General features: G+C 59.5%; 21 protein-coding genes. 9 read left to right on the top strand and 12 right to left on the bottom strand.

Annotation, left to right across the window (positions count from 1 at the left end; genetic code table 11):
- Window positions 1-7: 7 nt before the first annotated feature.
- From A0U93_RS09230 to A0U93_RS16430, 4 genes are all read right to left on the bottom strand, one after another.
- The gene (locus tag A0U93_RS09230; RefSeq protein ID WP_077807103.1) at window positions 8-1,261 is read right to left on the bottom strand and encodes an arsenic transporter; all 1,254 of its coding nucleotides are present in this window, start codon (window positions 1,259-1,261) and stop codon (window positions 8-10) included.
- Window positions 1,258-2,520 (bottom strand): MFS transporter, encoded by a 1,263-nt coding sequence (locus tag A0U93_RS09225; protein WP_077807102.1) that lies wholly within the window; start codon window positions 2,518-2,520, stop codon window positions 1,258-1,260. Before A0U93_RS09225 ends, A0U93_RS09230 begins: the two co-directional genes overlap by 4 nt.
- Window positions 2,521-2,709: 189 nt before the next feature.
- Entirely contained in the window at window positions 2,710-3,066 is a 357-nt protein-coding gene (locus A0U93_RS09220) for a hypothetical protein (RefSeq protein WP_077807101.1), read from the bottom strand.
- Window positions 3,067-3,069: 3 nt separating this feature from the next.
- Window positions 3,070-3,246, bottom strand: coding sequence for a hypothetical protein (locus tag A0U93_RS16430; RefSeq protein WP_169852728.1), 177 nt, complete (start codon window positions 3,244-3,246; stop codon window positions 3,070-3,072).
- A gap of 207 nt (window positions 3,247-3,453) precedes the next feature.
- Here A0U93_RS16430 and A0U93_RS09215 point away from each other — a divergent pair, with 207 nt between their 5' ends.
- Together A0U93_RS09215 and A0U93_RS09210 are read left to right on the top strand one after the other, a co-directional pair.
- The gene (locus tag A0U93_RS09215; RefSeq protein WP_147151060.1) at window positions 3,454-3,717 is read left to right on the top strand and encodes a hypothetical protein; all 264 of its coding nucleotides are present in this window, start codon (window positions 3,454-3,456) and stop codon (window positions 3,715-3,717) included.
- A 441-nt stretch (window positions 3,718-4,158) separates the two neighbouring features.
- Complete coding sequence (locus A0U93_RS09210; protein WP_077807099.1) at window positions 4,159-5,991, top strand: glycoside hydrolase family 15 protein; 1,833 nt, start codon at window positions 4,159-4,161, stop codon at window positions 5,989-5,991.
- A gap of 8 nt (window positions 5,992-5,999) precedes the next feature.
- Here A0U93_RS09210 and A0U93_RS09205 read toward each other — a convergent pair whose 3' ends face one another.
- From A0U93_RS09205 to A0U93_RS09180, 6 genes are all read right to left on the bottom strand, one after another.
- Window positions 6,000-6,986: an LLM class flavin-dependent oxidoreductase gene (locus A0U93_RS09205; RefSeq protein WP_077808439.1), complete on the bottom strand. Its 987-nt coding sequence runs from the start codon at window positions 6,984-6,986 to the stop codon at window positions 6,000-6,002.
- A 57-nt stretch (window positions 6,987-7,043) separates the two neighbouring features.
- On the bottom strand, window positions 7,044-8,465 hold the full coding sequence (locus tag A0U93_RS09200; RefSeq protein WP_077807098.1) for a chloride channel protein: 1,422 nt from the start codon (window positions 8,463-8,465) through the stop codon (window positions 7,044-7,046).
- A 134-nt stretch (window positions 8,466-8,599) separates the two neighbouring features.
- Window positions 8,600-9,496, bottom strand: coding sequence for a cation diffusion facilitator family transporter (locus A0U93_RS09195; protein WP_077808438.1), 897 nt, complete (start codon window positions 9,494-9,496; stop codon window positions 8,600-8,602).
- Window positions 9,497-9,501: 5 nt separating this feature from the next.
- A complete protein-coding gene (locus A0U93_RS09190) occupies window positions 9,502-10,419 on the bottom strand; it encodes a cation diffusion facilitator family transporter (protein ID WP_077807097.1) in 918 nt (305 codons plus the stop codon).
- A 32-nt stretch (window positions 10,420-10,451) separates the two neighbouring features.
- Complete coding sequence (locus A0U93_RS09185) at window positions 10,452-12,053, bottom strand: glycosyltransferase family 61 protein (RefSeq protein ID WP_077807096.1); 1,602 nt, start codon at window positions 12,051-12,053, stop codon at window positions 10,452-10,454.
- Window positions 12,054-12,066: 13 nt separating this feature from the next.
- Window positions 12,067-13,404, bottom strand: coding sequence for a glycosyltransferase family 2 protein (locus A0U93_RS09180; protein ID WP_077807095.1), 1,338 nt, complete (start codon window positions 13,402-13,404; stop codon window positions 12,067-12,069).
- Window positions 13,405-13,642: 238 nt separating this feature from the next.
- On the opposite strand from A0U93_RS09180, the gene A0U93_RS09175 reads away from it, so the two are divergent.
- Window positions 13,643-15,199 (top strand): NAD(P)/FAD-dependent oxidoreductase, encoded by a 1,557-nt coding sequence (locus A0U93_RS09175; RefSeq protein ID WP_371862859.1) that lies wholly within the window; start codon window positions 13,643-13,645, stop codon window positions 15,197-15,199.
- A 10-nt stretch (window positions 15,200-15,209) separates the two neighbouring features.
- On the opposite strand, the gene A0U93_RS09170 is transcribed toward A0U93_RS09175, so the two are convergent.
- Entirely contained in the window at window positions 15,210-15,497 is a 288-nt protein-coding gene (locus A0U93_RS09170) for a DUF3175 domain-containing protein (RefSeq protein ID WP_077807093.1), read from the bottom strand.
- Between the two features lie 93 nt (window positions 15,498-15,590).
- On the opposite strand from A0U93_RS09170, the gene A0U93_RS09165 reads away from it, so the two are divergent.
- Complete coding sequence (locus tag A0U93_RS09165; RefSeq protein ID WP_077807092.1) at window positions 15,591-16,088, top strand: GFA family protein; 498 nt, start codon at window positions 15,591-15,593, stop codon at window positions 16,086-16,088.
- A 5-nt stretch (window positions 16,089-16,093) separates the two neighbouring features.
- Here the strand turns inward: A0U93_RS09165 and A0U93_RS09160 are convergent, their stop codons facing one another.
- The gene (locus A0U93_RS09160) at window positions 16,094-17,041 is read right to left on the bottom strand and encodes a ribokinase (RefSeq protein WP_077807091.1); all 948 of its coding nucleotides are present in this window, start codon (window positions 17,039-17,041) and stop codon (window positions 16,094-16,096) included.
- 70 nt (window positions 17,042-17,111) lie between these two features.
- Between A0U93_RS09160 and A0U93_RS09155 the strand changes: the two genes are divergently transcribed.
- The 5 genes from A0U93_RS09155 (at window position 17,112) to A0U93_RS09140 (ending at window position 19,812) form a co-directional block, all read left to right on the top strand.
- A complete protein-coding gene (locus A0U93_RS09155; RefSeq protein ID WP_077807090.1) occupies window positions 17,112-18,017 on the top strand; it encodes a glycosyltransferase family 9 protein in 906 nt (301 codons plus the stop codon).
- Between the two features lie 46 nt (window positions 18,018-18,063).
- Entirely contained in the window at window positions 18,064-18,249 is a 186-nt protein-coding gene (locus tag A0U93_RS09150; protein ID WP_077807089.1) for a hypothetical protein, read from the top strand.
- A 30-nt stretch (window positions 18,250-18,279) separates the two neighbouring features.
- Window positions 18,280-18,411, top strand: coding sequence for a hypothetical protein (locus tag A0U93_RS16955; protein ID WP_281251195.1), 132 nt, complete (start codon window positions 18,280-18,282; stop codon window positions 18,409-18,411).
- Between the two features lie 17 nt (window positions 18,412-18,428).
- Complete coding sequence (locus A0U93_RS09145; protein WP_077807088.1) at window positions 18,429-19,034, top strand: LLM class oxidoreductase; 606 nt, start codon at window positions 18,429-18,431, stop codon at window positions 19,032-19,034.
- A gap of 118 nt (window positions 19,035-19,152) precedes the next feature.
- Window positions 19,153-19,812, top strand: a complete 660-nt coding sequence (locus A0U93_RS09140) for a preprotein translocase subunit YajC (protein ID WP_077807087.1) — start codon at window positions 19,153-19,155, stop codon at window positions 19,810-19,812.
- Window positions 19,813-19,830: the final 18 nt, after the last annotated feature.

Here is a 19,830-nt window from a genome sequence, read left to right as displayed (position 1 = left end):
CCCCGTTTCATCCGATCAATAGTCGCGCGCCAAGAGCGGTGAACAGCGCAGCAGGCATGGCAAGGGCGCCCACCTTCAGAAATTGCAGGAACCCGACATCTTCGCGTCCGCGGCGGATAACCTGGAGCCAGAGGATTGTGGCCAAAGACCCTGTCACGGAAAGATTGGGGCCAAGATCCACGCCTATCAGCAGGCTATCAACCATCAGCTGCGGCGCATGAGCCTGAGCGACTGCCTCACTGGCGATCAATCCGGCTGGCAGGTTATTCATGATGTTCGAGACGAAGGCCAGAAGGGTGCCAGACCCGAAAGCGGCAGTCGCAGGATCGGTCCTTGCCGCCTCCTTAAGCAATTGGGAAACATGTCCGACCAGTCCGGTACTATCGATCGCCGCGACCAGAACGAACAACCCCGCCACGAGCGGGAGAATGCCCCATGAAATATTGCGCGCGAGTGCAAATGGCGACCGTCGCGCCAACGCGGACACTCCCAGAGCTGTCGCAATGCCAGCAAGCGCCGTCGGCAATCCGAGAGGCCGATCGAGCGCGGAGAACATCATAAGCAGGGTCGCTGTCAGCACGATTCCTCCGAAGGCTGCCTTGCCACCTCGCGTCAACGGCGTCACGTCAACCTGAGACGCACATCGCTGGCTCAGGTGTTTTCGTTCAGTGACGCGCAAGACCAGATAGGTCATGACAATTGCCATGAGCGACGGCAGCGCGAACGACACCATCCACGACCCGAGAGCAGGAAGCGCACCGTCATACAGCACCAGATTTGCCGGGTTTGAGACCGGCAGGACGAAACTGGCGGCATTGGCAATGAGCGCACATGCGAACAGCAACGGAAGCGGATCGGCCCTGGCCCTGTTCGCCACTGCCAGCACCGCCGGGGTTAACACGACAGCCGTCGCATCGTTGGACATGAAGGTCGTCACCAGGACACCCGCCAGATAGACGAGTGTGAACAATTTCACCATCGAACCTGCGGCATGATCGACCGCCCAGGCCGCTATCCATTCAAACAGGCCGTTTGCCTGGGCGGTCTCGCTGAGCAGCATCATACCAATCAGAAACAGATAGACATCGTCACCCTTTAGAATACCTGCCCCGGCCATGGAGAACGGAATCAGTCCTGTCAGCATGAGGAGCGCCGCCCCTGTCACTGCCCACACCCACTCCGGGACCCGGAACGGCCGGATGATGACGCCCGCCGTTGCCAGAACCGCGATCGTCCAGATCGCCTCATGATGGAGCATCATGCAGGCACATGTCCGGCGGAACGCACGGTCGATGCCGAGCCTATCCACAGCCCCAGCGACACGACGGCAAAGCAGCCTAAAGTATAGAAGGCGAACGGGTATCCCAGATCCTCGGCGAGCCACCCTCCCAGCGCAGGAGAAAGGCTCGCTCCAATTCCTTGCGCGGTCATGACGACACCCTGGCCGACATTGATCCTCCCGGTTCCGTCCAGAAGACGTGCCACCAGGCCAGGCACGGCAACACTCTGGAGTCCTGCGCCGATACCATCGAGGATCTGCACCGGCCACACGCCCCAATGCTGGATGAAGCTTCCCGCGACCAGGCCACGCAACGGCAGGGCGGCAAACGACAAGAGCAGAACGATCCAGTGGCCGCGCGCTCTGATGAAGCGCATGGCCAGAAGACTAACGACGATCATCACAGCTTGAGCGACCACCACGGTCAGCGCGGTGAACATGGCCGGATTGCCTTTGCCAGCGCTAACGACCGCCATGCCATACAACGGCAACATCGCTGCGTTGCCGAGATGGAAAAAGCATAGACAGACTGCCAGGACGAGCAGGGGTCTGTGTCGCAGAAATGACTTTAACCCTTCGGCCCTGCCGTCATCACGAGCCTGTTCGTCTCCCAGTCCACGCGCGGCCCTGTGATCGATGGATCTTTCCGGAACCAGAAGAACAGCGGACATGGCGAACAGGCCGAATACGACTTCGAGGCAGAAAATCGCTGACAGACCGAACCGCCACCCCAGCCAACCGGAAAGTCCTGCCCCCACCATGTTGCCCGCATGGTTCCACGCCTGATTACGCCCTATCTGTGCATTAAAGCCTTTCTGGCGCACGATCCCGAGCGTTATGCCCGTCATCAGCGGCCCGATTCCAGCACCTGCCACAGCAGTTGCGAGCTGACTGACCGTTACAACGGCCACCGATTGTGAAGTCAGCAACAGAATTGAAGCGGAGATGGTGCACAGCGCCGCCACGATGACGAGTAGCCGCTTTTTCCTTGTCTGGTCAATGAACGCACCCGCCGGGATCGTGGCGATCATTCCGGCAATTCCGCCGACCGTCATTACGGTACCGATCGGCCCTGTCTGCCAGTCATGCCGCTGTAGGAAAACGCCCAGGAAGGGTCCGACGCCCGCTTGAACATCCGCCATGAAGAAGTTGAGTGCGCATAGGGCGAACAACGCCCGATTGAGGCTCGGAACGCCAATACTGTTATCAGCACCAACAGCGGCAAAGGAATTCGGTGTCATAAAGCGCTCTTCGTTAAGCCGTGCTGCTTAACTGCGCAGGAGAGAATAAGTTACAGGATCATTTTTCTGTCACCTCACAATCACTGCATCAACCCACCACAATGCGAGTAGGTGATCGTTCCTTCTTCGCGGGATTGCTCGTCAGACCTTCTTCTCAGGAGAAAGGGCCTCCGCCAATCCCGGGACGGTTCAAATCTCGAGATCGGACATCACAGCACTCACGATCTCGAGGAGGCAGCTTTCGCAGCGCTCGATCGTGCCCTTTGTGGTGACGATCAGGAAAGGCCCCGACAGGTCGAAATCGTCGCAAGCCGTGTCCCGGCGTCCGCTGACCACGAGGGCGATCGGGGTCACGGGACGCTCGTCGAGGCGCACCATGCACTCCGGCGGCGGCCCACCCGGCAGCGGGTCGAGATGAAGACGCATGAGATGCGTCTCCCAGAAGGCACGAGCGGCAGCACAGCGATCGAAAGTCTGGGCGAGGCCAGCGCGAAGCACGAGGTTATCCGTGACTGCCTGAAACCAGGAATCGGTAAGAACGAACATCGGCTATTGCTCCTCTGCCGCAATATGAATGACGAATTTCAGTTCGGTGGCGCGCCAGCCATTCACGTCGAGAATGGCGCCCTGTTCGTCGAAAAGGGTGAACGTGCCCGACGGGTCCCACCCTTCCCCGGTGTCGTCGTCGCGCTGTCCCCCGATCACCACGCCCTCGAGATCGTACATGCCGTCCGAGCAGGCAACGAAGAAGCTGGGCGCAAAAGTCGCGTGCCGCGCCCTGCGTCGCGGTCGTGTCCGCCACGGCAGAAAAAGGGCGGGTTACCACCACTAGCGTCGCATGACGTGCGGCGGTTCACCACGTCTTTGGCCGCCGCCGATGCAGCAATCGCTCGCTATCGCGGCGCGAGAGGTTGGCCCTGGATCGACCTTTTGATGTCCTACGTCCTGTTCGGCTGGGCCGCGCTTGCCGTCTGGCACTGGCAGTGGCAGTGGCAGTGGATCGTGACGACCAGCCGGTTCTACTCGTTCTACTGGGTCATCCATTACTTCACGGCCATCGTCGGATTTATCGGCGTCCTGCAAGCGGTAGCGGCGGTCCTGCGCATGCCGAGGACGCGGCGTGTTGCGGCCTTCCTTGGCATGTGGGCCTTCGCGACGTTCATGGCGAATGTCTTCCACCGACTGCCGCGCTCCTGAGTTGTGCGCGTCTCCGTCCCTATAGTCGGGGCGGTGGTGCTGCGGACCGGGCTTGATACCGGCTTGCGTCTTTTAGGCTTACTCGACCAGATAAAATCTGACTTTCGACTCAAGGGTTCTCGCCTAACCTATTGTGTGTCCATCCACACCGCCGCAGCCCACACAGAATCTCACATTCGGGTGGCGGTGTACAGGGAAAAGTGGTTTGACAGTGCCAAAAAAGAGTCATTCTTTTCAATGCGCTAGTTTTCATGGTTTGTGCTTCTAGTGCGTTGATTTTCAAGATTTGTCGGAATCCTTTCGGGTCCACCATTCTCCCCATATCCCGATCACGCCGTATCATGCCGGACGACACACGTTCCCGGTGACGGAAACGTCAACGAAACCATCGTCGTCCCGTTCGAGTTTGAATGAACTCGAACAGAAAAAGGCCGATAAGGCATGCGTTCCTACGATATCTCCGCATTGGCCGAACCGTTCACGCCATCCGGCCCATGCGACGGCTTCTGGCTCATCGAGGATTACGCTGCCCTGGGAGACGGCCGGTCTGTCGCACTGGTCGCGCCCGATGGCAGCGTGGACTGGTGGTGCGTACCAAATCTGGATTCGCCCCCACTCTTCGAGCGGATGATGCATCGTGCCGGCGGTTTCTTTCAGCTCCGGCCCGTCGAGTCCTTTACCGTTCGCCGTCACTATCATCCAGACAGCAACGTGATGGAAAGCGTCGTGACGACGGCAAGCGGCAAGGCGCGGATCACCGAGTCACTCAACAGCAGTCTGGCCGGTCGCCTGCCCTGGACCGAGTTCGGTCGTCGGGTCGAAGGCATCAGGGGCCATGTGAAATTCGCACTGCGCCTGCGCCTCGGCACGCGCGGCGGTCGCGTCTCACCCTGGATCCAGCCAAACCCCAACGGCGCGATTTTCCATATCGGTTCCGTGCTCGCGCTCCTGCGCCGGAGCGATGACGTGCGGATCCTGCACGAAGTCGATCAGTCGGTCGAAGCCGAGTTCACCGTGAAGGAAGGCAGCCATACGCTCGTCGCCATTCAGGCGGCCGATGACGAACCGCTGGGCATCCCGCTCCTGACGGAGATCGACGAACGCATCGAAACCAGCGACCATGCGTGGCGCGAATGGGCCGCCGATGTGCGCTACGAAGGCCCTTATCAAAGCGTCGTCCGTCGCAGCGCCCTTGCACTGAAACTTCTGCTGTATTCATCAAGCGGCGCAATCGCCGCCGCCGCGACAAGTTCCCTGCCCGAGCGCATCGGCGGCTGCAAGAACTGGGATTATCGCTACGCCTGGATACGCGACGCCGCCTATGTCACGGCGGCATTCCTGCGGATCGGCGCGATGCCGGAGGCCAAGGCCGCCTTTGCGTGGCTGATGCACCGGCTGAACCAGCATGGCCCCCTGGTGATGTACGCACTTTCCGGCGAGCCGGTGAACGATCAGGTCATGCTGGAGGAGATCGAAGGTTACCGTCATTCCACCCCCGTCGTCATTGGCAACCGTGCCAGCCTTCAGCATCAGCACGGCATCTATGGCGATATCTTCGAGACGGCATCGCTGTTCGTCTCCGACGGCAATATCCTGGACCAAAAGAGCGCCAAGCTGCTGGCCGATCTGGCAGACCGTTGCGCCGATCGCTGGCACGAGAAAGATGCCGGAATCTGGGAACTGACGGACCGCCAGCACTACACGATGTCCAAGATCAGCTGCTGGCAGGCGCTGAACCGGGCCTGCGCCCTGGCAGAGAGGGGCCATATCGCAAAGGACTGCCTGCCACGCTGGCAACGCGAAGCGCAGCGCATCGTGGAATGGATCAATGAGAACTGCTGGTCCGAGACACGACAGGCCTACACGTTCTACCCCGGCACCGACAAGCTGGATGCGTCCCTCGCACTGGCCGTACCGTTCGGGTTCGACGGCAAGGCGCGCATGCTCTCGACCCTCCAGGCCATCCGCAGCGAACTGGGGCGCGGTCCTTTCCTCTATCGCTACAGCGGTATGGCGGAGGAAGAAGGTGCCTTCCTGGCCTGCACCTGCTGGATGGTCGAAGGGCTGACCCTCCTGGGGCACCGAAAGGAGGCCGAGAAGCTCTTTGAAGACTTCCTCGGCGCGCTCCCAAAGAACTGCGGCATTATCGCGGAGATGATCGACCCCGCCACAGGACAGTATCTCGGCAACACGCCGCAGGGCCTGAGCCATCTGGGCATCATCCAAGCCGCCTGCGCGCTCGCCGGGCGCTTCCAGCAGACGTTCAACAAATAACGGCGGCGCTACAACGCCTCACGCAACGCCGCCGTCAGGCCGATCGAATGCCGGCGGGCGGCATGATCGTAGATCGGCGCGGCAACCAGCAGTTCGTCAGGCCTGTAGCGCGCAATGAACGTTCGCAGCGACGACGCGATATGGGTCGGATCGCCTGCCCAGCAGCATGACAGAACGCTATCCAGAAGGCCGCGCTCCACATCCGTCCAGTGCAGGCTTTCCGGATCGACCGGCGCCGGAAAAGCGCGTGGGCGGCCCCGCCGCAAGGCAACGAAATACATCTGCAACGACGTGACCAGCCGTGCAGCCTCCGCTGGCGTATCGGCGGCGATGATATTGGCGCTGAGCATGACATGCGGCTGCGCAAGGCGCGCCGAGGGCTGGAAGCGATGGCGATAAAGCGCAATCGCCTCATCCATCATCTGCGGCGCGAAATGCGAGGCAAACGCGAAAGGCAGGCCCATCGCCGCCGCCAGTTGCGCCGAATAGAGCGACGAGCCCAGCAGCCAGACCGGAATATCCGATCCGGCGCCGGGCGTGGCCACGACAGCCTGCCCCGGCACGGGCGGCTCGAAATAATGCAGCAGCTCCAGAACATCCTGCGGAAAGTCGTCCTGTCGATCCATACGGCGACGCAAGGCGCGGGCGGTGACCTGATCGCTTCCCGGCGCGCGCCCCAGACCCAGATCGATGCGACCGGGATAGAGGGCGGCCAGCGTGCCGAACTGCTCGGCAATGACCAGCGGCGCATGGTTCGGCAGCATGATGCCACCTGCGCCGATCCGGATCTTCCGCGTCCCCTCGGCCAGATAGCCCATCAGCACGGACGTCGCAGCGGAGGCGATGCCCGGCATGGCATGATGCTCGGCCACCCAGTAGCGGTCGAAACCCAGCGCTTCGGCGTGCTGCGCCAGATCGCGAGAACGGCGCAGCGCGCCCGCCACGTCGCCGCCTTCCGTGATAAGGGAGAGATCGAGGATCGAGAACGGTGTCATGACGTGCATGTGGGAACGCCGGACCATGACGCCAAGCCTGACGCCACGTGCATCGGATCAGGAAGCGTCGGGCTTGCCCTGAACCTCACCGACAAGCGTCTCGGTCGCATTCGCGCCACGGCTCTCCGTCGCGGGCCGGCGCGTGACCGGCGCGCGATCCACGGTATCCATGAAACGATCGGCCAGCGCGCCATACAGCGCATGCGCGCAGATCATCCGTGACACGCCGAACGCCAGGAAGGACGTCGCCATCAGCGCAAGCGTCACCTGCTGGTTGTCGCACATCTCCATGACGATCACCGTCGCGGTCAACGGCGCCTGCACGACGGCGGAGAAATACGCGACCATGCCGAGCAACACCACCGCGCCGGGCGTGGTATGCGGCAGGAACTGCTCGATCCAGCCGCCGATGCCCGCGCCGATGGCCAGGGACGGCGCGAACAGACCGCCCGGTATGCCGGAGCAGTACGACACGATGGTCGCCAGAAATTTCAGGATGAAGAAGGACGCCGGGTAGTGCTCCGACCCATCGATGATCGCCCGGGCCTGGGCATAACCGGTGCCATAGGTCGCCCCGTGCGAGACGAGGCCAAGAACCGCCAGCACCAACCCGCAGGACGCCGCGAAGGCAACGGGACGCTGCATGATGAAACGGCCCAGGGCACCCGGAATGCCTTTCGAGGCACGAATGAGGATCGCGGAAAACGATCCGCCGGCCAGACCGCCGACGATCCCGCAGGTCAACACGGCGATCCATGAAATGCCGATCGGCACATCGACGTCCGTATGGCCGAAATAGGTATAGTTGCCGACCAGCGCGATGGCGGTGACACCCGACAGCACCACGCCTGTCAGCATCGTGCCGGATGTGCGCTGCTCGAAGGAGTGGGAAAGTTCCTCGATCGCGAAGACGATGCCAGCCAGCGGCGTGTTGAACGCCGCCGAGACCCCCGCCGCGCCACCGGCCAGAATGGCGCCGCGCTTGGCCGTGACATTCGAATGGCCCAGCAGGCGCGAAAACGCATGCATGATGGACGCGCCGATCTGCACCGTCGGACCTTCACGCCCGATGGACGCGCCACACAGCAAGCCGAATGTCGTCAGCAGGATCTTGCCGAAAGCCGTCCTCAGCGACAGAACCCTGTCGACCACCCCGAAATTATCGATGTGCAGCGTCGCGATTGTCTGGGGAATGCCACTGCCCTGCGCCCCCCGGAAGAACCGGCGCGTCAGCCAGGTGGACAACGCCAGCCCGCCCGGGATGACCACCACCATGATCCACGGGTCCCAATGCACCATGCGCGACCGCGCGCGCGCAGCCCAGTCGGCAGCCTCGGCAAAGCCGACGGCGACAATCCCCACCAGAATCGCACCGAGCCAGTAGGTCAACGTGCGTCGCCACTGCGTGGTCGTGACACGGGCCGACCGACGAAGATACTGAATGCGATTGCTCTGCCGCAACGCGGTGCTCGGTCTCATGGCGTTCCCATCAAGATGCCCAAGAAGACGACAACCGGTCCGGCGGCGCCCTGGGCCCGGTCCTGACAGGATTGCCAGTCCCGGGTCAAGCAACGCACCAGCATAATCGAGGTTACGGTCATGAAAGGTGCCGTTTATGGTACGACAGGCACACCCGTCTGCTTGGCCTTGTCTTCCGGCTCGACATGAATATGGATGACGGCACGTCCGAAATGCCGCCGTAGCGCATGCTCGATCCGGTCACAGATGACATGCGCATCCTGAACCCGCATCTCCCCCGGCACCACAAGATGGAAATCGATAAAGCTGATGCTCCCCGCGCTGCGGAAACGCAGGTCATGCGCCTCAAGAGCGCCCTCGGCCGTCTCGGAAATCACCGCCCTCGCCGCCTGCATCATCTCCGATCCCGGCGCTTCATCCATCAGCCCGGCAATCGAACGACGCGTCATCTCGAAGCCCACGCGCAGCACGTTGACAGCCACCAGGCCGGAAATGATGGCATCCAGCCGCAAATACCCGGTAATCGGAATCAGCGAGACGCCGATCACCAGCGCAACCGTCGTCCAGACATCCGAAATCACGTGACGGCCATTGGCCGTCAATGCCGGCGAACGCCGCTGGCGACCCGCCCGCACCAGTGCCAGCCCCCAGCCCAGATTGACCAGGCCACCCAGCGCGTTAAGCGCCACACCCCGCCACGGCGCCAGCAGCGGCGTCGGCGTCCACCAGTCCTGCCAGGCGACGACGGCAATGCCGATCGCCGTCAGAATGACCAGCACCCCCTCCATGACGGCGGACAGATACTCCGCCTTCTCATGCCCGTAATTGTGATTTTCGTCCGGCGGCCGGGACGCGACCGTCAGCGCCCACAAGGCACCGATCGCCGCCGCCACGTTGATGATCGTCTCAATCGCATCCGACAGTAACGCGGCGCTGCCACTCACCCGCCAGGCAAGATATTTCAGGCCCAGAACCAGCAGGCTGACGGCAAGCGACCACCAGCCCAGACGCAGCTTCCCGTCCGGTCGCATCCGCGTCAGGCGTGCGGCACGGCACACACATCCGACGCGTGCGTGGCACAGTGGCCCCGCTCGACCTGGAAGGTCGGGTGGGCGATATCGAATTGGTGCATCAGCATATGCGTTGCGGTGTGGAGCAGAGCATTATCCGTCGTCAAGCTTTCATCGACCACGAGATGCACCGTCAGCGCCGTTTCCGTCGTGCTGAGCGACCAGATATGCAGATGATGCACATCCGCGACACCCGTCAGCCCCCGCAACGCGGTATCGACGGCAGCCGGATCGATACGCGCAGGCACGGCATCCAGCGCCATATCCAGCGATTTGCGCAAAAGCGACCACGTGCCCCAGACGATCACGCCGGACACCACGAGACTGACGATCGGATCGAGCACCGTCCAGCGCGTCAGCATGATGACAAGGCCAGTCACGACCACAGCGAACGACATGAGCGCATCGGACGCCATATGCAGGAAGGCACCCCGCATGTTCAGGTCATGATGGCTGTCGCGCATGAGCAGCAACGCCGTCGCACCGTTGATGACGATACCGGCGAACGCCACAACCATGACCGTCATCCCCGCCACCGGCGCAGGATGAACCAGACGCTGGACAGCCTCCCAGACGATACCGCCCGTCACCAGCAGCAGCAGAACCGCATTGCCCAGCGCCGAGAGAATGGTGGAGCGCCGCAGACCATACGTGAACCGGGCCGAAGGCGCACGCGCCGCCAGATGCTGCGCCAGCCAGGCACCCCCCAGCCCCAGCACATCGGACAGGTTATGCCCCGCATCGGACAATAACGACAGGGAATGCGCCCAGACGCCCCATATGACCTCGGCGAGAATATAGGCGACGTTGAGCGCTATGCCGATGGCGAAAGCGCTGCCGTAGGTCGTGGGATGGTGGTGGTGGTGGTGGTGGTGGTGGTGCATGCCATTACGCTCACAGCTCTGAAAGGCAAGGTTTATGCTGATCGTCGCCCAAAAATCTCAATGTAGGAAAAATGAAGAAACGATTTTTTCCTCAGCTCTAACTTAACGGTTTTTACAGAGCGTTCCAAAGTTATTGGTTTCCAAACCAAAGGATGTCCATCCATTCCGCCAAATGGGATTGATGATTTTCGTAAATAAACATCCTTTGAAATTCCGTCTTCATAAGTGAAATTGATAATTATATCATTAGATTTTGAAGCCAAAAATACGCTATCGATCCTATTATAAACAACTATTTCATTTATGTCACACGAAAATAGAAAACTTATTGACCACCATGGATTTTCTTCTTCATCCGTATGAATATAATGATCTAAATCAGTAGATAATTCCAATGCACGATGAGATTCTTTATTTCGATCCATATATTTAGACCATTTTGAAACAGAGCTCTGCTCAGTTTTTAGTAAAAATTTTTCTCCTGTTAGATTTTCATATTCTTGAAAACGGGCCCTTTCTTTTATTTTTCCCGGTATTGCTCTACGAAAACGTTCATCGATTTTTTTTAACTCGGCATTTTCATAATTTCTGATAGTTTCTTTCAACAAGTCCTCTTTCGTATCGATTTTTTCTAATTTATTTTGACACTCTTTAAATATTATCTGAGCAATATCAGATATGTTTTCGCACTTCTGAGTATAAAAAAAGTTTTTGTCTTGTTCAGCATCCGACAATGGGTAATCCAGATAGGTTGCATCAGCATCACTAACAGCATCCATCAGAATAAAATTCTCTGAAGGCTGATTTTTAGTAAGACAGACAATTCTGGATTTTTTTTGGAAAATGGACGTATGAAATGCGGACCCTATGAGCCCACAAACAACATTTGAATTAAATAGTGATATCTGCTCCGACACAGACAAAAATTCCGGGAAAACAATTTTGAATCCGTATTTAATAAGTTCATTACACAATTCTTCCTCATTTGATAACTTAAAAGTTCCTTTTGTTAGTTTGTACCTAGCCAACCAAATGTTCTTATTAAAATATTTTTTGCGATTTTCTTTTTCGATCAACCGACCTACTTGAGAACAATAATCTGAGAACGATTTATAGACGAAATTATTCTCACCAAAAGCGGGCGATGGAACTGTTAATTTCCTTATTCTTGTCGGCACACAAAAATATTGAAAGTCATCTCGAGAAAGTCCGCACAACGCCAAAAGTTCAACAAACCAAGAGCAAGAAAAGACAGTCTCTTCATCATATATAGAATGGAACAGGAGTTTTTGTTTATCTCGTCTATAATCTCTTAAAGCCCATAGGCGCGATAAAAATTCAGTAATTACATGCCCATAATGTAAGTCGATATGTCCAACATAAAATGCGCTCTCGCAGATATCATATTCTAGGGTCATATCCAAAGAACTGATACTGCTATGTCCCTTCGTCTCCATCGGCCTTTTATGGAAAAGCGCTGCTTGCGGAACAAGAAATCCTACTTCGGTGTAAATACCAACGTCAGGATCAAAGTTGAATCTCTTTGGAACATATAAGGCGTTTTGATATATGTGAACATCAGGACTATGACTCAAGACCATTAAGGAGCTCAAGTCCTTCTTGTATGCTTTCATACCTTCCTCAGAATCAATATATTTCAACTTGATCTAAATGCAAGTAGTCTTTGAATAATCCACGAATTCTTATTCCGTTTATCTTGATTTTTTCTTCTATATCTATAACAAAAGGCTTTCCATCAATACCGCCAAATGGCGTGTCGGAATTCCAGGCGCCTACCTCTTGCCAGATTCCATCATCAGAACAACATTCGACAACGATATTGTTTGCTCTGTGCGGAACATCCATTCTATTATAGATTATAATTTGCGATATCTCGGTGACTTCGGGAAATTTTAGTGCCCACCATGGTGTATCGTCAGCATCAGTATGAAATTGATACCCGCCAGTAGGTGAGCCGCTTATGGCGCCTTGCGCTTCAATTTGTGGGTCTTCGTTTAGAGACCATTTAGACACAGAACTCTGACTGGCATTGCCAAGTCTTGCCTTGTTAAGCGAGATGGCTTTACCGGGCAGCGTCCTCTGCGAAACACCATTTAAAACCAATCCATTCCAATATTCTTGTAAATATGTATCTTCAACAGTATTGAGACTTTCGAAAAGTGATACATAGCTTTCAGAGTCAAATGCATCCTGCCATATTTTCTGGCCCACAAAAGCGCCTTTCAGGCCTCGACGCACCCGTCTTTCCAGATCATCGAGCGACTTGAACGCATAGTGAAAAATACAGGCGGTCTCAATAATCCGTTCGCCTCTCCTGTCCATTGAAAGGTAGTGTGCCTGCGTAGCATGATCGGAGCTAAGATATGTCATCATATCTTCACCCAAGACGTTCTTTGCTATCCAATTTTCCGACGCAGAGAATGCATGATGGAAAGGCGGAGGTAAATGATCGCGGCTTTGTTTCTCGAAGAAAGACGCTGTTTTAACAAGATGCTTTGTCAAAACAAATGGGCTTTTGTCACGTCTTGTGTAATTCTCTAGAACAGAACCTTTGGGTCGGGTTAAGTGACCGTTGGGCCCAAATGATAGCCAGTTGAAATATATATCATCACAATCTCTAAATCCGCCTTTTACAAAGTTGTCTATATTATTGATATTTCTAATGCAGATAAATTCGTCTACGTCCAAAAATATGAAATATTCTGTCTCTTTAGCATATTTATCCAGAAAATGATTGTACATCCCTTTCTGGTCACCCTGAATATGGTGGTGATTGAACGTCACAAAAGGCTTGTCCACCATGTTGAAAGGCATGACTTTTTCATATAATTCCGAGGCATCGTCATCATTGCAGTAAAGGTAGACGTGCTCGAAACCAATAGATCGATGATACAGAAGCCATTCCTGAATTGTGTCGGTTTCCCAACGTGCGCAAGCGACAAGGCAATAACTGTATTTAGACACGCAGAATAACCCTCAGAGATTTTTCTCAGGAATATAACTTTGGAACCAGTCTAGAAAATTTACTACGAACCGTCGCATATGTCAAAAAATATGCCTGCGGAATGGCTAATTCGGCTAATACCCATTTAGATACAAAGATAAACGCTTTCTAAATCTCTTCTGCTAGAGCACAATTACAGTGATAAGATTAAATCAAATCCAGGCACCGTTAGAAGATGCGCCAAGCTCTCTCATGACAATGATATCCGAGAAGCTAAAAGTCGACGCATCCACCATCCGCAACATCCACATCGCCCGCCGTGGTTACGACGCCCGTAAACGCGGCAACATCATGCTTGTCTACACGCTGGATGTCGAGGTCGACGACGAGGAAGCCGTGCTGGCGCGCTTCGCGGACGATCCCAACGTCCAGCGCACGCCCGATACGCGCTACCACCTGCCGGAAGCACCGCCGGAGTCACCGCGCCCGGTCGTGATCGGCGCGGGGCCCTGCGGGTTGATGGCGGCCCTGATCCTCGCGCAGGCCGGCCTGCGCCCGATCGTTCTGGAACGTGGGAAGGTCGTGCGGGAGCGCACGGTCGATACCTTCGCGCTCTGGCGCAAATCCGTCCTCACCCCGGAAAGCAACGTGCAGTTCGGCGAAGGCGGGGCAGGCACGTTCTCGGACGGCAAGCTCTGGAGCGGCGTCAGCGATCCCCGCCATCTCGGCCGCAAGGTTCTGGAGGAATTCGTCAAGGCCGGCGCACCGGAAGAAATCCTCTACGTTTCCAAACCGCATATCGGCACGTTCCGCCTCGTCTCGATGGTCGAACATATCCGCGCGGAGATCGAACGCCTTGGCGGCGAATACCGGTTCAACACCCGGGTGGACGGCATCATCGGCGACGGCACGCCCAGACGCATCCGTGCCCTGCGCCTTGCGGACGGCACCGAACTGCCGGCCTCCCACGTCGTGCTGGCGATCGGCCACTCCGCCCGCGACAGTTTCGAGATGCTGCGCGAAAACGACGTGGCCATGAACGCCAAACCGTTCTCCATCGGCGTGCGGATCGAACATCCGCAGTCCATGATCGATACGGCGCGCTTCGGCCCCCAGGCCGGACACAAGCTGCTGGGCGCCGCCGACTACAAGCTGGTGCACCACGCCAGCAACGGTCGCGGGGTCTATTCCTTCTGCATGTGCCCAGGGGGCACCGTCGTGGCCGCCACGTCGGAAGCCAATCAGGTCGTCACCAACGGCATGAGCCAGTATTCGCGCGCGGAACGGAACGCAAATGCCGGAATCGTCGTCGAGGTCACGCCGGAACGCGACTTTCCCGACGACGTGCTGGGCGGCGTCGCATTCCAGCGCCAGTGGGAGCGCGCGGCCTTCGAGGCAGGCGGCGGCGATTATAAGGCCCCCGCCCAACTCGTCGGCGATTTTCTGGCGGGACGGCCCTCCACGCACCTGGGCAGCGTCGTGCCGTCCTACAGGCCGGGCGTGACGCCGACCGATCTGTCACTCAGCCTGCCGGACTTCGCCATCGAGGCCATTCGCGAGGCCCTGCCGCGTTTCGAACGCAAGCTGAAGGGCTTTTCCATGAACGACGCCGTGATGACCGGCGTGGAAACGCGCACCTCCTCCCCGATCCGCATTGCGCGGGACGCGTCCGGGCAGAACCCGAACTGGCGCGGCCTGTTCCCCGCTGGCGAGGGCGCGGGCTACGCGGGCGGCATCCTCTCCGCCGGGATCGACGGTATCCGCGTGGCCGAATGGGTGGCGGCGGCCATCCGCGCGGAAGCGGAGGCCGCCTGAGGCCCGCACGTCATTCCGGCGGCCGCCCGAACACCTTCCGCAGTTCGGGCTTCGTGCGTTCCAGTTTCTCGTGCTCGGCCCGGGAGAGGTTTTTGCCGGCACGATTGATGTAGAAGTTGAGCATCGACATGGCCGAACGGAACGGATCGCTTTTCCGCCGTTCGCTGCTCTCGGCAGCATGCTTCAATGCCAGGGCGATCTCATGCGGATCGTCATGGCTGAACGTGCCATGTTCGATGTCCATGGCGTCGCTATGCTCGGTCACCTCGGCTGACCAGCGATGTTCGTCCTCGGACATGAACCTGCACTCCCCTTCTGACATTATTGATAGGCGTCGGGCGCGCCAAAAGTTTCACGCAGCCCGGTCCGTTCGGGAAATCAGGAGACTCTCATGCCGATGTTGCTCGAAGGCACCTGCCAGTGCGGCGCCATTTCCTTTTCCGTGCAGAGCCAGGCCCCCGTGCCCTATCAACTCTGCTACTGCTCCATCTGCCGCAAGACAGCAGGTACGGGCGGCTATGCCATCAACCTCTCCGGCATGGCGGATACGCTGAAACTGCACGATCCGCATCATCGAAAGCAGATGGCGCATGCGGTGACCGGCCGTCACGGCGGACATGTCAGGCACAGCGCGGCGGAACGCCATTTCTGCGGCAGCTGCGGCACGGCGCTCTGGCTTTACGACGCCCGCTGGCCGGCACTGTTGCATCCGGCAGCCGGGGTCATCGACACGCCCTTGCCCGTTCCGCCATCGCGCGTTCACATCATGCTCGGCTCGAAGGCCGACTGGGTGACGCCCGATATACGGGAAGGCGATGAAGCCTTCGACGGCTACCCCGAACAATCGCTGGAGGAATGGCACAAGACGCACGGCCTCTGGCAGGCATAGGCCCCTCAGCCACCTTCCAGCATGGCCGAGACCTCCGGCCATGTGGGCGCCGCATCCGCCGCGCCATGTTTCGTCGTCGCCAGGGCGCCAGACGCTGCCGCGACGCGTGTCGCCCCGGCAAGGTCGCGTCCCTGGGCCAGCGCCACGGCAAGCCCGGCATTGAAACAGTCCCCCGCCGCCACGGTGTCGATCGGCGTCACGCGGAACGGCGGTACGAAGCCGCCGTCATCACCGTGCTGCCACCAGACGCCACGACCACCCATCTTCACGACTGCGCCCGCCGCACCGCGCGCCACCAGCTGCCGTGCCGCCGCAGCGGCCTCGTCAGCCGTCTGCGGCTCGATGTCGGTCAATCTGGCGGTCTCGCTCTCATTGGGCGTGATGATGTCGATCAGCGGCCACAGCGCCTCCGGCAAGCCCTCTTCCGGTGCCGGCGCAGGGTCCATCACCACAATCGCACCACGGCGCCTGACGTGTCGCGCGGCCGCCAGAACAGCCGCTTGCGGGATCTCAAGCTGCAACAGCAGGACGCGCGCCGCATCGAACAACCCGGCCGAGGCCACGATGTCGCTCTCGTCGATCGCCATATTCGCCCCGCCCGCGACGGTGATGCTGTTCTCACCACCATCGTCGATGCCGATCAGGGCAAGGCCGGTGGGATTTCCGGCATCGTCGCGCAGCCCCTGAAGATCGACCCCGAAGCGTTCCAGATCGGCGCGTGCCTGCGCACCGAACGCATCGCGCCCGACCCGCCCCACCAGCGCCGCATGCAAGCCCAGGGACGCGGCAAGTCGCGCCGCCGCGGCGGCCTGGTTGCTGCCCTTCCCGCCCAGGCCCAGCGTATAGCCATGGGCATGCACGGTTTCACCGGGGCGCGGCAGTCGGCGCGCACGGGCGGTAACGTCGATATTGACGCTGCCGAAGGAGAGGATGAGCGGTTTCGATTCGGTCATGATGGACAGGTCCGGTTTCGTCGTGATCGCTGGCGTATCATCTGCGCCCCGCGCGCGCTAGAACGGGAGCATGTTGCGCATTCTGGTCATCAAGCTCGGCGCGCTGGGCGATTTCGTGCTGTCTTTCGGGCCGTTCGCCGCCATCCGCGCGGCATTTCCACACGCCGAGATCACTTTGCTGACCACCTCGCCCTATCGCGCCATGGCGGAAACCAGTCCATGGTTCGATCGCGTGGTCATCGACACGCGTCCCGCCTGGCACGATTTCCGTGGCATCTGGCGCCTGCGTCAGGCACTGGCGGGCTTCGACCGCGTCTTCGACCTTCAGACCTCCGGACGCTCCTCGCGCTATTTCCGCCTCGCCGGCAATCCGCCGTGGTCCGGCATCGCGCCGGGCTGCACGCTGCCGCACGACAACCCGTGGCGGGACGACATGCACACCATCGCACGCCAGCGGGACCAGCTGATCCGCGCCGGCATCGCGCCCGTTCCCTATCCGGACCTGACATGGCTGTCCGATGCCGGCCCCCGGCTCGACCAGCCCTACGCGCTGCTGGTCCCCGGCGCCGCACCCCATCGCCCCGCCAAACGCTGGCCGGCGAAGCATTTCGGCGCACTCGCCCTGCGGCTGGCCGAACGCGGCATCCGCCCGGTCGTGATCGGCACGGCAGCGGACAGCGAAACAGCCGCGACGATCACATCGATATGCCCACGGGCACTCGATCTCACCGGACAAACGGACCTGACGGCGCTCGGCGGTCTGGCAGCGCGCGCGCAACGGGCGATCGGCAACGATACCGGCCCGATGCATCTGGCCGCCGCCATGGGCTGCCGCGCCACGGTGCTCTTCTCGGGCGAAAGCAACCCCCGCCTGACGGCACCCGTCGGGCGGACACCCGGACAGGTCGACATCCTGCGCGCGCCCGACCTCACGGACCTGCCGGTTTCAAAGGTGGCCGAAAGCCTCAATCCATGATCGGATGACGCCTAAGGAACGGTTTTCCACAAGGAGGAACAACCCCATGGCTTATGAATGGACCGACCCGGACGCGGAAGCCGACGCGATCGAACGGCAGGCCGGCATCGCCGAACCGCCCCCGACCCGCAGCGGCATCGTCTTCGGCCTGATCCTGCCAGTCGTCGTCAGCGGCATCGTCCTGCTGATCGGCATGTGGTTCGCAATCCGTTATTTCCATCTGCTGGGCTAACCTCGCCGCTCCGGAAAGGCCTGTTCATTCATGCCCCCGCCAGCCGCACCCGCCTATAACTTCTTCACCCGCCTTCTCGACGAAGGCCGCGCCCCGGATCGTGGCCTCCCGCAGCGTTTTCGTCGCCGACGACCGCGACGCCGCTGGTCGCAACCGGCCTGAAACGGTTCCGGGGCATCATGACCCACGCCGGACAGGCCGACGGGGTGAACACGGAACATCTGTCGCAAACGCAGTTGCTGACCGCCTTCGACCTGCATGTCGGCACCCCGGAAGACGTCATCCGGTCCCTGTCGCGGGACACCATCCTGCGACAGGTCATCGACGTGGCTTTCCAGGTTCATCCGATCGACCCGCCCCACGAACAAACCCTTCGGTCCATCGAACCGAGCGCCGGAAACGTCGCCCCGGCACCGGCCTGCGACGCCGCTGACCAGCGGGCGCGCCACCTGTCCGTGTCTTTCCAGCCCCGCCGGGCCGATGAGCAGATATTTTTTCCTCTCCCGGCAACCGCCCTCACCCGTCCTTCATTGATGGCTTGTCGAAGCGGGAGAGAGATCATGCCCGACACATCGAACCAGCCACCACTGCCGAAGCATCCCCATAATCCCGAACTCGCGTCGGACCCGCCGGGCCTGCGCGACGAACACGACGGCGGCCTGCAGGAGGACGAGGACGATCTCTCCCTGCCCACCGACGATGACGGCGACGAATGGGAGGATGATGGCGGCCTGAGCGATGACCCCATCGAACCCGATGACGACGACGAAGGCACGGCGATCTGAGCCGTCGCATCAAAAACACGCGCACCGGCATTTTATCCGACGACGATTTGCTTCAAGATCGGTATGCGCGTGACGCATGACGCCACGCGGCTACGCATTCGTCAGAAGGAAATGGTCATTGGCTTACGCATTGCGCCGCCCGCTTGCGGCTCTGGTTCTGGCTTCAACACTGGCCGCTGCCCCGACCGTCCTGACACCCCACGCGTGGGCACAGGCATCGGCCATTACCGGCAATCAGGTCACGAGCGCGGTCGTCGAGACAGTCGATTCCGGGAACGGCAATGTCCTGCTGCGCGATCATACCGGCGGTCTGGTGACGGTGAACGTGCCGAAAGGCGCACATAACCTGCCGCACCTGCAACCGGGCGACCAGATCAACCTGCGCTTCTTCCAGACGATCGATGCCGAGATCGTCCCGCCCGACGCGCCGGCACCTGAATCCACCGTCTCCTCCGCCAAAGGTTACGTGCATCGCCACCCGCACGGCACGCTGATTTCCTTCCGCCGTCAGCGTGTGCATGTCCTGGCCATCGACGTGCCGCACCACACCGTCACGTTCACCGATCCGGACGACATGACACGCACCGTCGCCATCCATCAGAAACCGATGCAGGATTTCCTCGCGACGCTGAAAGTCGGGGACGACGTGGACGTCACCACCATGGATGCCGTGTCGTTCGACGTGACCAACCGCACCGTCAATCCTAACGTCACCGTCTCCGAGAAATCCGGCCAGAACGCTTCGGCACCCCCGGCTTCCCCGGCGGCACAGCACTAGATTTCAACCTGCGCGGCG

Source organism: Neoasaia chiangmaiensis, from assembly GCF_002005465.1.
GTDB classification, from domain to species: Bacteria; Pseudomonadota; Alphaproteobacteria; order Acetobacterales; family Acetobacteraceae; genus Neoasaia; species Neoasaia chiangmaiensis.
The sequence above is the reverse complement of the archived record's forward strand: the minus strand, read 5'-3'. Positions and strand labels throughout refer to the sequence as shown.

Excerpts from the sequence above, each read along its gene's own strand:
- A0U93_RS09230 (WP_077807103.1), bottom strand. The coding sequence starts at position 1,261 with ATGATGCTCCATCATGAGGCGATCTGGACGATCGCGGTTCTGGCAACG.
- A0U93_RS09225 (WP_077807102.1), bottom strand. The coding sequence starts at position 2,520 with ATGACACCGAATTCCTTTGCCGCTGTTGGTGCTGATAACAGTATTGGC.
- A0U93_RS09220 (WP_077807101.1), bottom strand. The coding sequence starts at position 3,066 with ATGTTCGTTCTTACCGATTCCTGGTTTCAGGCAGTCACGGATAACCTC.
- A0U93_RS16430 (WP_169852728.1), bottom strand. The coding sequence starts at position 3,246 with ATGTACGATCTCGAGGGCGTGGTGATCGGGGGACAGCGCGACGACGAC.
- A0U93_RS09215 (WP_147151060.1), top strand. The coding sequence starts at position 3,454 with ATGTCCTACGTCCTGTTCGGCTGGGCCGCGCTTGCCGTCTGGCACTGG.
- A0U93_RS09210 (WP_077807099.1), top strand. The coding sequence starts at position 4,159 with ATGCGTTCCTACGATATCTCCGCATTGGCCGAACCGTTCACGCCATCC.
- A0U93_RS09205 (WP_077808439.1), bottom strand. The coding sequence starts at position 6,986 with ATGACACCGTTCTCGATCCTCGATCTCTCCCTTATCACGGAAGGCGGC.
- A0U93_RS09200 (WP_077807098.1), bottom strand. The coding sequence starts at position 8,465 with ATGAGACCGAGCACCGCGTTGCGGCAGAGCAATCGCATTCAGTATCTT.
- A0U93_RS09195 (WP_077808438.1), bottom strand. The coding sequence starts at position 9,496 with ATGCGACCGGACGGGAAGCTGCGTCTGGGCTGGTGGTCGCTTGCCGTC.
- A0U93_RS09190 (WP_077807097.1), bottom strand. The coding sequence starts at position 10,419 with ATGCACCACCACCACCACCACCACCACCACCATCCCACGACCTACGGC.
- A0U93_RS09185 (WP_077807096.1), bottom strand. The coding sequence starts at position 12,053 with ATGAAAGCATACAAGAAGGACTTGAGCTCCTTAATGGTCTTGAGTCAT.
- A0U93_RS09175 (WP_371862859.1), top strand. The coding sequence starts at position 13,643 with ATGATATCCGAGAAGCTAAAAGTCGACGCATCCACCATCCGCAACATC.
- A0U93_RS09170 (WP_077807093.1), bottom strand. The coding sequence starts at position 15,497 with ATGTCCGAGGACGAACATCGCTGGTCAGCCGAGGTGACCGAGCATAGC.
- A0U93_RS09165 (WP_077807092.1), top strand. The coding sequence starts at position 15,591 with ATGCCGATGTTGCTCGAAGGCACCTGCCAGTGCGGCGCCATTTCCTTT.
- A0U93_RS09160 (WP_077807091.1), bottom strand. The coding sequence starts at position 17,041 with ATGACCGAATCGAAACCGCTCATCCTCTCCTTCGGCAGCGTCAATATC.
- A0U93_RS09155 (WP_077807090.1), top strand. The coding sequence starts at position 17,112 with ATGTTGCGCATTCTGGTCATCAAGCTCGGCGCGCTGGGCGATTTCGTG.
- A0U93_RS09150 (WP_077807089.1), top strand. The coding sequence starts at position 18,064 with ATGGCTTATGAATGGACCGACCCGGACGCGGAAGCCGACGCGATCGAA.
- A0U93_RS16955 (WP_281251195.1), top strand. The coding sequence starts at position 18,280 with ATGCCCCCGCCAGCCGCACCCGCCTATAACTTCTTCACCCGCCTTCTC.
- A0U93_RS09145 (WP_077807088.1), top strand. The coding sequence starts at position 18,429 with ATGACCCACGCCGGACAGGCCGACGGGGTGAACACGGAACATCTGTCG.